Raw genomic sequence first — 14,355 nt, forward strand, 5'->3', positions numbered from 1 at the left:
AGATTAGAAGCGATCAGGCACCGAAGAGGTCGACTTCGTCGAGATCGTCGACGATCGTGACCTTTCGTTTCCGCCCGCCGATGACCTTGCCCAGACCGCGCAGTCCACCGGACTGAGCTTTCGGGGCGGGTTCGATGCGCTGCGGCGCAACTCTCGTCCGCGCTGCGCGCTGAACAGGCTTGGGGGCGGGGACTGCTGCAGGTGCCGCGGGTTCGGGAACCTCGGCTGGAACCACCGCTTCCGGCTCCACGAAGCCCTGAGCAACCGGGGCCTCGGGCGCGACCTCAGCGGCTTCCTCGACCTCCGCCACCTGCTCCACCTGCACCGGTCCGTCGATCACCGGGATGTCCGACGCCCAGCGGACCCGATACTCCAGACCGCGCGACGCCAGCTCACGCGCGAGATCGCCGTGCCAGACCCCGTCTTCGCCGTCGCCGTATGCCCGTGCGTCGGAGCTCACCCAGATGACGTCGACGCCCGGGTTCCGGTCGGCGAGATCGAGCACGGTCAGCCAGTTCAGCGTCGCCGGATATCCGTCTCGCTTCTTCTTGTCGGTATAGGGCCGACGCAGCGAGATCGCCCTCTCGGCCACCTCGAGATGCGACACGTCGACTGGATCGACCACTTCGACGCCGATCGCCACGAGGTCTTCGATCACGTCGTCGACGTAGCCGTCGGCCTTGTCGTGAGCAGCGTCGACGAACCTCGTAAGGTCGCGCCGCAACCCCAGTCGGTCGTACATGCGCGCCTGGACGCTCAGGGCCGCGATCATCTCCGCCGATTCCTCGCGGTAGCGACTCGCAACCTCGAGGACAACCAATCGCGGCACGACGACGCGGTGTCCGAGTGCGCGAGCGTCGGCGATGGCAGTGTCGAACCGTACGCCCCTGGTCAGGGCCGAAGAATCGAGAACGATGATCATGGGCTCGATTCTCTCTCGAGAAACCGGACGAATGCGCTAATCCACCCCGAACCGTTACTTGATCTTGAAGATCACTGCCCGCTGAACGATGAAGTTGATGACCGTCGCGGTGCCCTGCGCGATGACGAAGGCCAGCGGTGTCCGCCACCAATGCTCGTCGAAGACATGGACCATCAGTTCGTTGAGTCCGACCTGAACCGCAAAAGTGACCGCGTACAGCGCGACTACAGCGATGAAGCGGGCGCGAGAAGGCTCGGCCTTGAACGTCCACCGACGATTGATGAGGTACGCCGTCGTGGTGCCCGCAACGAAGCTCAGCGATTTTGCGGCGACGCGCGGCAACCCCAACGCGAGGAGCAGCACATACAGCCCGTAGTCCACGACCGCCGACAGCCCACCCGTCGCGACGAACCGGACGATCTGCGTTTTCAGGTCCAACGCGTCGTCGGCGATGTCCGTCGTGACAGGAATCTCGACGGGCAGCGGGACGTGGGGTTCGTGCTGGTGACTTGCAGGTGTTTCGGGCACGACGACGAGAGTAACCACTCGAGTCGGAGCCGTCGGCACTACTCCCAGGTAACCTCTACCTTGATGTCCACGACAGCAGAAGAGACGCCGCAGCCGGCTCTCCACACCCAAGCCCGCACCCTCACCGGTTGGGGACGCACCGCCGCCACCACTGCACAGGTGCTGTCCACCCCCGACGTGGAAGTGATCGCCAACGCGGTCGCCCAGGTTGCGGAACAGAACGATTCCAAGCCCTCGCATCTGCGACGCGGCGTCATCGCGCGCGGCCTCGGCCGCTCGTACGGTGACCCAGCGCAGAACGCCGGCGGCCTGGTCATCGACATGAATGCACTCAGCCGCATTCACCGCATCGATCGCGACACCGCTCTGGTGGACGTCGACGCCGGCGTGAATCTGGATCAGCTGATGAAGGCTGCTCTGCCGTTCGGCCTGTGGGTTCCGGTCCTGCCGGGTACTCGTCAGGTCACGATCGGCGGCGCCATCGGCTCGGATATCCACGGCAAGAACCACCACAGCGCGGGCAGCTTCGGCAACCACGTCGTGTCGTTGGATCTGCTGACGGCCGACGGCAAGGTTCGCACGCTCACCCCCAAGGGCGGGCGCAACGACCCGAAGGCCGCACTGTTCTGGGCCACGATCGGCGGCATGGGCCTGACGGGCATCATCTTGCGGGCAACCATCAAGATGACACCGACGGAGACGGCGTACTTCATCGCCGACGGCGACGTCACCAACAGCCTCGACGAGACCATCGCGCTGCACAGCGACGGCAGTGAGGCCAACTACGAGTATTCGAGCGCGTGGTTCGACGCGATTTCCGCGCCCCCGAAGCTCGGCCGGGCGGCAGTCTCGCGCGGGTCATTGGCGAAGCTCGACCAGCTTCCGGCCAAGCTGCAGAAGAACCCGCTCGCCTTCGACGCACCGCAGTTGCTGACGTTCCCCGACGTCTTCCCGAACGGGCTGGCCAACAAGTTCAACTTCACCGCGATCGGTGAGGTCTGGTTCCGCAAGTCCGGCAAGTATCGCGGCAAGGTCCAGAATCTGACGCAGTTCTACCACCCGCTCGACATGTTCGGTGAGTGGAACCGCGCGTACGGATCCAACGGATTCCTGCAGTACCAGTTCGTGGTTCCGCCGGAGGCCGTCGACGAGTTCAAGAAGATCATCGTCGACATCCAGCGCAGCGGGCACTACTCGTTCCTCAACGTGTTCAAGCTCTTCGGCGAAGGCAATCAGGCGCCGCTGAGCTTCCCGATCCCGGGCTGGAACATCTGCGTCGACTTCCGCATCAAGCCGGGCCTGAACGAGTTCGTCACCGAACTCGACAAGCGTGTCCTCGAATTCGGCGGACGCCTGTACACGGCCAAGGACTCGCGGACGTCCGCGGAAACCTTCCACGCCATGTACCCGCGCATCGACGAGTGGATCGCGACGCGCCGCAAGTACGACCCCACAGGCGTTTTCGCCTCCGATATGTCCAGAAGGCTGGAACTGTGATCAACGCTGTAGGTAACCCGCAAACCGTTTTGCTTCTCGGTGGAACCTCCGAGATCGGCCTCGCCATCTGTGAGGAGTACCTGAAGAAGGCGCCGCTCCGCGTCGTTCTGGCGGCACTCCCTGGCGATCCGGGACGCGAAGCTGCGGTCAAGCAGCTCGAAGCGAAGGGTGCCACCTCGGTGGAGCTCATCGACTTCGACGCCGTTGATTTCGAATCGCACCCGAAGGTGATCGACCAGGCGTTCTCGAACGGTGACGTCGACGTCGCCATCGTCGCCTTCGCACTGGACGGTGACTCCGAAGAGCTGTGGCAGAACCAGCGCAAGGCCGTTCTGGTGGCAAACGTCAACTACACCGCCTCCGTCTCGGTCGGTGTTCTTCTCGGCGAGAAGATGAAGGCTCAGGGCTTCGGCAAGATCATCGCGATGTCGTCGGTTGCCGGCGAGCGCGTCAAGCGTGCCAACTTCGTCTACGGATCCACCAAGGCGGGCCTCGACGGTTTCTACCTCGGACTCGGCGAGGCTCTCGCGGAATTCGGACCGCAGGTCACCGTCGTTCGCCCCGGCATGGTGCGCACGCAGTTCAGTGCCCACGTCAAGGAAGCTCCGCTGACGGTCAACAAGGACATCGTCGCGAAGCTCGCTGTTGCCGCCTCGGACAAGGGCAAGGAAATCGTCTGGACTCCCGGCCCGTGGCGCTTCGTCATGATGGGTCTTCGCCACGTGCCGCGCCCGATCTTCCGGAAGTTGCCGGTTTAAGCTCCTCCCGTGCCAGAAACAACAACTGCTCCGAGTACAGACCTTTCGACCCCGTCGCCGTGGCGTAATGCCGCGGCGACGGTGGTGGAAATGGCCCTCGGAGCGCTGGTCGCCGCTGTTGTAGCCGCTGTCGGGCTCTTTGCTTTCGGCCGAGTGCAGTGGCCGGCGTTCACCTCTTCCAATGTCACGCAGGCCGTCACGACGGTGCTGCAGGTGCTCTGCATCGCAGTGGTCGGTGTTGCGGTTCTGATGTTCCGCGCCCGCAAGGCCGAGCGGGTCGCAAAACTCCTCTCGTGGGCCGGGCTCTCCGGCTTCGTCACCACGACGCTCGGACTTCCCCTGGCCGCGACGAGTCTGTATCTGCACGGCGTCTCGGTCGATCAGCAGTTCCGGACCGAGTACCTGACCCGGCTGACGGATTCGGCTGCGCTGCAGGACATGACGTACGTGGATCTGCCGCCGTTCTACCCGGCCGGCTGGTTCTGGATCGGTGGACGCGTCGCGAACCTGCTGGGAATGGACGGCTGGGAAGCCTTCAAGCCTTATGCGATCGGCTCGTTGGCTGTCGTCGCCGTCGTTGCACTCGTGTTGTGGACCAAGCTGATTCGACGCGATTGGGCCGTCGTCGCGGCATTGGCCGTCACTGCCGTCGTGTTGGCGTACAACTCCCCCGAGGCGTACGGCGCCGTCATCAACCTCCTGATCCCGCCAGTGCTGATCCTCGCGTGGGGCGCATTGGACCGGCCGGGGGCATCTCGATTTGCCGGAGCCGGCGCAATACTCGGGACGGGCCTGTTCCTCGGTCTCGCCGCAACGGTCTACACGCTCTATCTCGGATTCGCCGCGTTCGCAGTGACTCTGATGGCCTTGGTTGCCGCAGTACTTGCCGCACGCGCCCAGAACACGTGGAAAGCCGCACTGGGCCCCCTCGTCAGGCTCGCCGTGATCGCGGTGATCTCCGGCCTGGTGGCTCTGACCGTCTGGACGCCGTACCTGCTGAAGGCACTCTCCGGTGCCACCGCAGAGTCCGGCACCGCAATGCACTACCTCCCCGATTCCGGTGCGGTACTGCCCTTCCCGATGCTGAGCTTCACCCTCGTCGGTGGACTGTGCCTACTCGGCACGATCTGGCTGATTTCGCGGTTCCTGTTCTCCCGCCGCGCCCGAGCACTCGGTATCGGTGTCATTGCCGTGTACCTGTGGGCATTGCTGTCCATGACGTTCACCGTCGCCGGCAGTACGCTCCTCGGTTTCCGACTGGAGCCGGTCCTGATCGGACTCCTTGCAGCCGCCGGTGTGTTCGGTTTCTTCGAGTTCGCCGGTTGGATCGTGCTGGCCACCAGCGAAAATCCTCGCGTCAAAGCGGTACTGGTTGCACTCGGTGTCATCGGAGCCATCGCCTTCGCGCAGAACATCCCGCAGGTGCTGGCGCCGGATATCGCTGTGGCATACAGCGATACCGACGGCAACGGCGAGCGCGGGGACAAGCGACCCCCGGGTGCCGAAGCCAATTACGCCGACATCGACCGGATCATTCGCGAGCAGTTGGGACGCGAACCCCATGACACGGTGGTCCTCACTGCCGACATCGGCTTCCTGAGCTTCTACCCGTACTTCGGCTTTCAAGGACTGACGTCGCACTACGCGAACCCGCTCGCTGATTTCCGTGCGCGCGCTGCGCTGATCGAGCAGTGGTCGGAGCTGAAGACGCCTGACGAACTGGTAACTGCGCTGGACTCGGCGCCGTGGCGCAGCCCCGACGCCTTCGTCTTCCGCCAGGGCGCCGACGGGTACACGCTGCGGTTGGCAGAGGACGTCTACCCCAACGACCCGAACGTCCGCCGCTACACGGTCACGTTCCCCAAGGAACTGTTCGACGATCCTCGTTTCACCGTGACCGAGCAGGGGCCGTTTGTGGTCGTTACCCGCTCTGACGCAATCTAACCAGGAGATACGTCACAAAAGGCTTACCGTCGGGGTCGTTGACGCGACCCCGACGCACCCCTAACTTCATACCGTGCCCCGAACCGATGCCCGAGCGGCGATGATCGATGCAGCCGAGCGTCTGGTTGCCGAGCGAGGTCTGGCCGCTCTGACTCTTCGTGATGTTCAGACCGAAGCCGGGCAGGCCAACAAATCGGCTGCGCAGTATCACTTCGGGTCACGTGAAGGTTTGCTGGCGGCCGTCGTCGAGTCCAGAATGCGACCTGCCGGTGAGCGTCGTCGTGAGTTGCTCGACACGATCGATCTCGACGCGAATCCACCGACGATGCGTGCCCTCGTCGAGGCTCTCGTCCTGCCGTTGGCGGAACAGACCATCTACCGCGAGGGCACGTTGTACGCGCGGTTCCTGGTGCAGTCGATCTTCGACCCGGCGATGTCGTCGACTATCCGTGACCACATGCAGGCCGAGAGTTTCCGCGAAGTTCAGCGGCGGATAGTCGCTGCGTCCTCGTTACCGGCAGAGATCGCCGAACTTCGGGCGGGAACTCTGACCGTGCTCACCGTCGTCACTTTTGCCACGTGGGAAGGCCGCGTCGACAGCCGAGAACGTGCTCACGTGATCGTTGCCGACCTGATCGAAAGTTGCCTCGGAGCACTCTCGGCCCCGGCTGCGCAAATCTGACACGCTGTCCGGCGAGTTTGTTTCCGAAACTGCCGGGGTACTCAGACCCTCCAAGCGCAGTCGAGCAAACGGCCGCATCAACCACCGGCGGGGTAGGTGATGACAGTGAGCGAACTCGTTGCGCAAAGCCGCGAGCTTGTACCGCATCGTGCAGTTCTCGATTCCGCAGAGCATGTTCTGGTCATTGCGCGCGGCAAACCGTTCGGGCGCGAACAGGCTTTCCATGAAGTGTTGAGCGTCGCGATTCGCAATCGCATCGAAGTACTCACTCTGGCAAGGGCTCTCATCGACGTGTCCGAGTCCCGCGACTACCGCGCGATCCCGACCGACACCGCGCACACCGTTGCGGTGCTCGAATGGGGCGAGCTACTCGAGATCCCCACCGAACACCACCAGAAGTCCAGGGCCGAGTCATCCGAGGACGTCGATGAATCGAGTGAACCCGACGATCCGATCGAACCCGAATATCTGGTCGAGACCGACGTGGGCGGACGGGTCGTCTTCGTCGCCCTCGCGTTCACGATCGGCGGGATAGTCGGATTCTTCGCGCACGACTGGGCACTTCTGCTTCTGATCACCGCCGTGTACCTCGTGTGGATCGCGGCACGGTTGGTCGCGAAACTCGTCAGTGTTTCCCGTAGTGCCCACTGGGCGGACGCTTCGCCGATTCGTGGCGCCGATTCGACCACACGGAACGCGGAAAACTCCCACCATCACGCTGTTGCAGCGTGACGGGGGGAGCATCCGCTTTCGCTAAAGCCTCTGCGGTACACCGTAAGTGACGACGGTATCGCCATTCGACGTGACAGCCTTCGCGTACGGCCTGATGGTCACCGGACCGATTGCTCCCTGTACATAACCGTGAACTCCGGATAGACGGACAGCGGCCTCGGGACCGTCGAATGTCTGATCCTCGAGCAGCGCGACGTCGGTGATTCCGCCGGGCGCCAGATCGACGTCAAGTTCCTGCGACGGAATGATGTCCCCGCCGAGAATGACGTGATTCGTGAAGTCCACGCCCAGTGCCGGGTCTGGGATGAGTCCGATGCCGATGTCGGTGCCACTGTCGATCGCCCAGTCGAGACCGGGACTGTTGAGAACGACCGTCGCGCCGGTCAACGCGATCGGGTAACCGATCTGATAACCGATCGTCAGCTTCGTTCCGGTGAAACTTGCTGCATCCGGGCCGTCGATCTTCACGCCGGCAACCCCGTCGTGGAAGAACTCGACACTCAGCGGTGAGCTGTCGAGAGGTGGAAAGACGTGGATAGCGGTATCAGCCTGATAGACCTCTATCCGATTTCCTTTGACGTCGGTGATCGAACTGGTGTTGTCGACGCCTGCCGACGCCGTCCCACCCCCCAGGACAACGGCCAACAGGGCCACTGCTCCTACTGCGCTACTACGAACTGCTGTCTTCGACATGCACAAGCACCATCCCATCCGGTATAGGCCCCGGACGTAGGTTCCAACTCTTCGTCGAGGATGGGATTCGTCGGGGCTGCCTGAACAAACGCGAGCAAGATCCTTGTTGCGATACCCCGGTCACGAACCCGTCAAACGGTGCACGAAAACATTACTTTCCGGACAAGTCGGGCGGACCGGTTTGTCCCGCTGACTGCGCCCGCTCGCGGACGCGAACCGTTTTGTTCGTTACTCTGACAGTGGAAGTTATCGAATCGAGACCTAAGTAGGCCACCCCGAACTTCTGAGATCGCCACTTCAGGGATGGGCGCCAGAACCGAAAGGCACCGACTGCATGACCGAGACCTTGCCCGACGTCCAACTGCTCGAAGAAGCACGTCCAGGGCGAGTCCGTTCAGCAGTGCGGCGCTCGGTCGTCCAGCGCGGTCGTCTGGTCGATTTCGCGATCATGGCGACGTTCACCGTCGCGGCGATCTACGTGATGTCCAACCTGTGGAGCGATCTGCAGTCCGGCTATCTGTTCAACGCGGGCCGCGACCAGGCCATGTGGGAATGGTTCTTCGCCGATACCGCTCACGCCCTCGCCCAGTTCCGCAGCCCACTGTTCAGTGACCTGCAGAATTATCCACTCGGCGTGAACCTGATGGCCAATACCGCGATGTTCGGCATCAGTATCCCGTTGGCCCCGATCACGCTGATCTTCGGACCGACCGCCACGTATGCGATCGGGCTGACCGCCGGCCTCGGCGGCACCGCCATCGCTTGGTACTGGGCATTCTCGCGGCACGTACTGACCGGAGTCTCCGTCCGCTCCAAGGTCGCCGCCGCCGTCGGAGCGGGGTTCTGCGGATTTGCGCCCGCCATGATCTCGCATGCCAACGGCCACCCGAACTTCGTCGCGTTCTTCGTACTTCCGTTCATATTCTTGCAGGTAGTGCGCATTTCGAACGGCAAGCGTCCGGTTCGCGACGGTGTCGTGCTCGGCCTACTCGTCGCCTGGCAGATCTTCCTCGGCGAAGAACCGCTCCTCATCTTCACGATGTCAGCCATGGTGTTCGGCGCCGCCTATGCACTGCCCGACCTGGCCAAGTCGCGCCAGGCGATCAAGCGCGCGATGCCCGGCCTCGTGATCGGCGGCGCGGTCACACTCCTGATCACCGCGGTGCCGCTGTGGTCGCAGTTCTTCGGCCCAGCGAGCTACGACGGCGTCTCACACGGTCAGGCAGGCAACGACACCGCTGCCCTCACCACGTTCCCGACCGAGTCGGTTGCGGGAGATCCTGAGGGCGCCGAGTTCCGAATGAACCCGACCGAGGAGAACGCGTACTTCGGATGGCCGTTGGTGCTCCTGCTTCTCGGTGCAACGGTGTGGCTGTGGCGCATCCGTCTGACCCGCGCTGCCGCCGCCGTGATCGTGGTGATGGGTGTGCTCTCGCTCGGTTCCGAACTGACCATCGACGGTGACAAGACCGGCATCACCCTGCCGTGGAAACTCCTCGCAGACTTGCCGTTGTTCGAATCGGTGCTCGAATCCCGATTCGCGATGGGCGCGATTCCGGCGATCGGACTGTTGCTCACCCTCGGCACCTACCGCGCTTTTGTCGAACTTCGTGGACCGCGCCGCACGGCCGCCGGTGTCTGGCTGGTGGCACTCGCCGTCGCGATGATTCCCCTGATCCCGACCCCCATCGACGCCGATCAGCGATCTGCGACGCCCGAATTCATCACCAGCGGCTCGTGGGAGAACTACGTCAGCGACGGCACCCTGGTGACGGTTCCCGTCGCGAGCGCCGAAGACGCCCGCGCACTGAGCTGGCAGGTCGACGCCGACTTCGGCTTCCCCATCGCCGGCGGGTACTTCGTCGGCCCGGATTCGAAGACCCGCGCCGGAATCTACGGCGCCGAGTCCCGGCCCACCTCGACCCTGCTGGTCAATGCCAAACAAACCGGCAAGGTCCCGTTGATCGACGTGGGCACCAGAGCGAACGCACTGACCGACCTGCGGTACTGGCACGCCGACGTACTGGTGCTTCCCCGATTCTCCGGCGACGACGCCCTGCGCCACACGGTCGACGAGCTGGTCGGCTTCGACGCCAAGCGCGTCGACGACGTGTGGGTGTGGGACGTACGAGACCTCGTGAGCGGCAAGACCTCCAACCAGAGCTGAGCGGGTTGATCAGCGGGTCATGATCACCGGACCGTCTTCGGTGATCGCGACCGTGTGCTCACTGTGCGCAGCCCTGGCGCCCGAAACGGTGCGAAGGGTCCACCCGTCGGCGTCGTGCCGGTAGTCGTCGGTTCCGTCGGCGATGAGCATCGGTTCGATGGCGATGACCAGGCCGGGCCGTAGCCGGAAGCCTTTGCCTGCTCGGCCTTCGTTGGGCACGTCCGGGCCTTCGTGCATCTCGCGGCCGATGCCGTGCCCACCGTGATCGGCGAGCATTCCGTATCCGAGGCCGCGCGCGTACTGTCCGATCGCGGCACCGATGTCGCCCAATCGGTTTCCGGGCTGGGCAGCGGCAATGCCACGGGCAAGTGCCTCATCGGTCGCGTCGATCAGTGCCTGATCCTCACTGCTCCCGCGCCCGACAGTGAAGCTGATGGCGGAGTCACCACACCAACCGTCGAGTCTCGCGCCGCAGTCGATGCTGACCAGGTCACCGTCGCGAAGCCGGTACTCATTCGGGATACCGTGCACCACAGCATCGTTCACACTCGCACAGATGGCGCCTGGGAACGGCGTCGGTGCCGTTGCCGGCCGGTAGTTCAAGAACAGCGCCGAGGCGCCGGCCGCCGAAATAACCTCCGCGGCAACGGCGTCCAATTCGAGCAACGTCACCCCGACGCTTGCCGCCTCACGCGCCGCAGCCAGAGCCTGCGCCGTGATTCTCCCAGCCGCCGCCATCGCGTCGATTTCCCCTGCGGTCTTGATTTCGACCATTTCGAACACCTTCCTTGTCGAATAACTATACCGGTATTACTATAAGCACATGGTGCGCGTACCGCTGACGGCGGAAGAACTCGAACGAGGACTACGACTGGGTGAACTCCTGCGATCTGCACGGGGAGACCGAAGCATGGTTCAGGTAGCGCTCGATGCCGGCATCTCGGTCGAAACGCTGCGCAAGATCGAAACCGGACGCATCGCGACACCCGCCTTCTTCACCATCAGCGCGGTCGCGGAAGTGTTGGGTATTTCACTCGACACCATTGCCCGAACACTTGAAACACCACAATCCGAACAGGAAGTTGCATCCTGAGTAGTTCTCTCAGGATGTGCGGGCCCACACTCGCCTAACATCGTTCCTTGTGCCGTCTGAAGTAGTAGTGCCCCCGAAACCCGTGCCCACTGGCCCCGAAGCTCCCCGAGAATCGGATTCCCAGCGAGTCCGGACGGCACGACTCATCGCGATAGTCACCGGCCTTCTTGGCCTGCTTCTTGCACTCGCGACGCCCTTCCTGCCCGTCAAGCAGGAAGCCGCGAGCATCGACTGGCCGCAGGGTGGGACCGTCAACAGCGTTTCGTCGCCGCTTATCTCCTACTCGCCCACATCGCTCGACATCAGCATCCCCTGTTCCACTCTCGGCCAGTTGGGCGGCAGCGGCGGCACACTGCTCTCGACCATGCCGAACGGGGCGCCGGACCGAAACGCCCGCGGCCTCACCGTCCGCACCACTGCCGACCGCCTCGAAGCACTCACCCGCGATTCGGTATTGATCTCGACCCCGCTCGATCAACTGAGCGGGTGCACGGCGATCACCATCACGACCAACTCCGAGCAGACCGTCGCGGCGGTCACCGGAATCGACGGCGTCGGCACCACCCTGACCGGTGACTACCGCCCACAGGTGGTCGGCATCTTCACCGACCTGCAGGGCGCAGCGCCCGCCGGACTGTCCGCCCACATGGACGTCGACTCGCGGTTCTCGTCCAGCCCCACACTTCTCAAACTGTTCGCGATGATCGTGGCGGCACTCTCGACCATCGTCTCGCTGTACGCACTGCACCGGATCGACGGCGTCGACGGCCGTCGTGCGCGGCGGTTCCTGCCGGCGCGATGGTGGAAGTTCACCGGCATCGACGCCCTGGTTATCGGCACGCTGGCGCTGTGGCATGTGTTCGGCGCCAACACTTCCGACGACGGTTACCTGCTGGGCATGGCCCGAGTCTCGGAGCATTCCGGGTACATGGCGAACTACTTCCGTTGGTTCGGAGTCCCCGAAGCGCCGTTCGGTTGGTACTACGACGTGCTGGCACTGTTCGCGAAGGTCAGCACCGCGAGCATGTGGATGCGCCTGCCCGCGCTGATCGCCGGCATTCTGTGCTGGATGGTGATCAGCCGCGAGGTGATACCGCGACTCGGTGTTGCGGTGCGCCGCAACAAGGTTGCCATCTGGACCGGCGGGCTCGTGTTCCTCGCCTTCTGGTTGCCGTACAACAACGGCCTGCGTCCCGAGCCCATCATCGCCCTCGGCGCCCTGCTCACGTGGTGCTCCATCGAACGCGCCATCGCCACCGGACGTCTGTTGCCCGCCGCGATGGCCGTGCTGATCGCCGCATTCTCGCTGGCCGCCGGGCCTTCCGGGCTGATCGCCATCGGCGCGCTGATCGCCGGAGCCAGGCCGATCCTGCAGATCCTGATCGCCCGCGGCAAACGCGTCGGCTTCCTGTCCCAGATCATGCCGATTCTCGCCGCCGGAACCGTGGTGCTCGTCGCGGTCTTCGCTGATCAAACCCTCGCGACAGTTCTCGAATCGACCAGAGTGCGAACGGCCGTCGGGCCGAACGTTCCGTGGTTCGAGGAACGGTTGCGTTGGGACGCACTGATGACCATCTCCCCCGACGGCTCACTGGCCCGCCGCTTCGGCATGTTCGTCATGATCGTCGGACTCGTCTTCTGCGTCATGATGATCCTGCGCAAGGGCCGGATCCCGGGCACCGCTATCGGGCCCTCGCGCCGAATCCTCGGCATCGTGTTCGCGTCGCTGCTCCTGATGCAGTTCACCCCCACCAAGTGGACTCACCACTTCGGTGTGTACGCCGGTCTGGCCGCCACGGTGGCCGTCCTTGCCGCCGTCGGTGTGAGTGCGTCGAGCATGCGTTCCAAACGAAACCGCGCGCTGTTCGCCGCGGGCATCCTGTTCATCCTCGCTGTGGCGTTCACGAGCTCCAACGGCTGGTGGTACGTCTCGAGTTACGGCGTCCCGTGGTGGGACAAGCCGCCGTCAATCGCCGGCAAGGGATTCTCGACGGCCTTCCTCGGCCTCACGATTCTCGCGCTGCTGCTGGCCGCGTGGTACCACGTCATGGAGCCGCGCCGGCGAAACGGCACAGAGGACAGCGTCAAGAAGACCAGGCGACTTCGCCTTCTCGCCCCGTCACCGTTGACCATCGCGGCCGGAGCGGTCGTGCTGTTCGAGGTGCTGTCCCTGCTCAAGGGCGCGGTCGCGCAGTACCCCGCGTATTCGATCGGCAAGTCCAACATCGAATCCGTCTTCGGCGGAAGCTGCGGTCTCGCGGGTGAGGTACTCGTCGAGTCCGATCCGAACGCCGGCGTTCTGCAATTGACGGATCGGCCCACCGATCTCGCCGGCGCGGGTGCATTCGGTGCGAGCGAATCAACCGGGTTCTCGCCGGACGGAGTCGCCGGCGACCTCACCGCAGACGCCGAGGACTCGACGGCGGGCAGTGCAAACAGCCTCGACACGACAACATCTCAGTCCGGCACCACCACGCCGGGAACCGGATCCGGCACCGCCGGTGGCTCGCAGTCGACGGCCGGCGTCAACGGCAGCAACGTCGCGCTCCCGTTCGGGCTCGACCCCGCAAAAACCCCGGTGCTCGGTAGTTACGGAGCACCTCAGAACGCGTCACTGACCACCGGTTGGTATTCACTCCCCGAGCGCAACGACGCCGCACCGCTCCTGACCGTCGCGGCCGCCGGACGCATCCGCTACGTCAACTCCGACGGCATCGTCACCCCCGGCGCAGTGCTGCAGGTCGAGTACGGCAAGAAGCAGGCCGACGGGAGCGTCGACGCACTGGGACGTGTCGATCCGATCGACATCGGCCCGTCGCCGTCGTGGCGCAACCTGCGCGTTCCGATGGATCAGCTGCCCGCCGACGCCGACACCGTGCGTCTGGTGGCCAGTGACACCGACATCAGCGCCGACCAGTGGCTGGCGGTCACACCGCCACGAGTGCCGACCATGCGCACGCTGCAGGACGTCGTCGGATCCACCGATCCCGTGCTGATGGACTGGGCTGTCGGTCTGGCCTTCCCGTGCCAACGTCCGGTGGATCACCTGTACGGCGTCGCCGAGATCCCCGACTGGCGCATCCTGCCCGACCGCATCGGCGCGGAGTCCACCAACGCCTGGCAGGACCACTACGGCGGCGGACCGCTCGGCTGGACTACCGAACTGCTCTCGGCCAGGGCATTGCCGACCTATCTGGACAACGACTGGGATCGTGACTGGGGATCGCTCGAGCAGTACACACCGCTCGATTCGGACGCGGTTCCCGCGCAAATGAACGTCACCACCGAGACCCGATCGGGCACCTGGACACCGGGCCCGATTCGTTACCAGTCGTAACT

12 protein-coding genes are annotated in these 14,355 nt (G+C 64.1%); 8 read left to right on the plus strand and 4 right to left on the minus strand.

Features of this window, described 5'->3' with window-relative positions; all coding sequences use genetic code 11:
* Nucleotides 1-13: 13 nt before the first annotated feature.
* Nucleotides 14-922, minus strand: a complete 909-nt coding sequence (locus QRN54_RS15370) for a PIN domain-containing protein (RefSeq protein WP_285182367.1) — start codon at nt 920-922, stop codon at nt 14-16.
* Nucleotides 923-976: 54 nt separating this feature from the next.
* Nucleotides 977-1,450: a GtrA family protein gene (locus QRN54_RS15375; RefSeq protein WP_074447111.1), complete on the minus strand. Its 474-nt coding sequence runs from the start codon at nt 1,448-1,450 to the stop codon at nt 977-979.
* Between the two features lie 63 nt (nt 1,451-1,513).
* Between QRN54_RS15375 and dprE1 the strand changes: the two genes are divergently transcribed.
* The 5 genes from dprE1 to QRN54_RS15400 all read left to right on the plus strand — a co-directional run bounded on the left by dprE1 (nt 1,514) and on the right by QRN54_RS15400 (nt 7,063).
* Complete coding sequence (gene dprE1 / locus QRN54_RS15380; RefSeq protein ID WP_003943934.1) at nt 1,514-2,947, plus strand: decaprenylphosphoryl-beta-D-ribose oxidase; 1,434 nt, start codon at nt 1,514-1,516, stop codon at nt 2,945-2,947.
* Entirely contained in the window at nt 2,944-3,705 is a 762-nt protein-coding gene (gene dprE2, locus QRN54_RS15385) for a decaprenylphospho-beta-D-erythro-pentofuranosid-2-ulose 2-reductase (RefSeq protein WP_007731800.1), read from the plus strand. Before dprE1 ends, dprE2 begins: the two co-directional genes overlap by 4 nt.
* Nucleotides 3,706-3,795: 90 nt before the next feature.
* Complete coding sequence (locus QRN54_RS15390) at nt 3,796-5,649, plus strand: galactan 5-O-arabinofuranosyltransferase (protein WP_063315964.1); 1,854 nt, start codon at nt 3,796-3,798, stop codon at nt 5,647-5,649.
* 73 nt (nt 5,650-5,722) lie between these two features.
* Nucleotides 5,723-6,331 carry a TetR family transcriptional regulator gene (locus tag QRN54_RS15395; RefSeq protein ID WP_003943927.1) on the plus strand — a complete coding sequence of 203 codons (609 nt, stop codon included), beginning with the start codon at nt 5,723-5,725 and terminating at the stop codon, nt 6,329-6,331.
* A gap of 99 nt (nt 6,332-6,430) precedes the next feature.
* Nucleotides 6,431-7,063, plus strand: a complete 633-nt coding sequence (locus tag QRN54_RS15400; RefSeq protein WP_231915915.1) for a hypothetical protein — start codon at nt 6,431-6,433, stop codon at nt 7,061-7,063.
* 21 nt (nt 7,064-7,084) lie between these two features.
* Here QRN54_RS15400 and QRN54_RS15405 read toward each other — a convergent pair whose 3' ends face one another.
* Nucleotides 7,085-7,756 carry an MspA family porin gene (locus QRN54_RS15405; protein ID WP_223304562.1) on the minus strand — a complete coding sequence of 224 codons (672 nt, stop codon included), beginning with the start codon at nt 7,754-7,756 and terminating at the stop codon, nt 7,085-7,087.
* Nucleotides 7,757-8,090: 334 nt separating this feature from the next.
* On the opposite strand from QRN54_RS15405, the gene QRN54_RS15410 reads away from it, so the two are divergent.
* Nucleotides 8,091-9,923, plus strand: a complete 1,833-nt coding sequence (locus tag QRN54_RS15410; RefSeq protein WP_063315256.1) for a hypothetical protein — start codon at nt 8,091-8,093, stop codon at nt 9,921-9,923.
* 9 nt (nt 9,924-9,932) lie between these two features.
* On the opposite strand, the gene map is transcribed toward QRN54_RS15410, so the two are convergent.
* Nucleotides 9,933-10,697 (minus strand): type I methionyl aminopeptidase, encoded by a 765-nt coding sequence (gene map, locus QRN54_RS15415; RefSeq protein WP_063315966.1) that lies wholly within the window; start codon nt 10,695-10,697, stop codon nt 9,933-9,935.
* Nucleotides 10,698-10,746: 49 nt separating this feature from the next.
* Here map and QRN54_RS15420 point away from each other — a divergent pair, with 49 nt between their 5' ends.
* Both QRN54_RS15420 and QRN54_RS15425 read left to right on the plus strand, forming a co-directional pair.
* Nucleotides 10,747-11,016, plus strand: a complete 270-nt coding sequence (locus tag QRN54_RS15420; protein WP_003943854.1) for a helix-turn-helix domain-containing protein — start codon at nt 10,747-10,749, stop codon at nt 11,014-11,016.
* 82 nt (nt 11,017-11,098) lie between these two features.
* Entirely contained in the window at nt 11,099-14,353 is a 3,255-nt protein-coding gene (locus QRN54_RS15425) for an arabinosyltransferase domain-containing protein (RefSeq protein WP_285182394.1), read from the plus strand.
* Nucleotides 14,354-14,355: the final 2 nt, after the last annotated feature.

It is taken from the genome of Rhodococcus sp. MEB032, assembly GCF_030208925.1.
In the GTDB taxonomy this organism is placed as follows: domain Bacteria; phylum Actinomycetota; class Actinomycetes; order Mycobacteriales; family Mycobacteriaceae; genus Rhodococcus_F; species Rhodococcus_F qingshengii.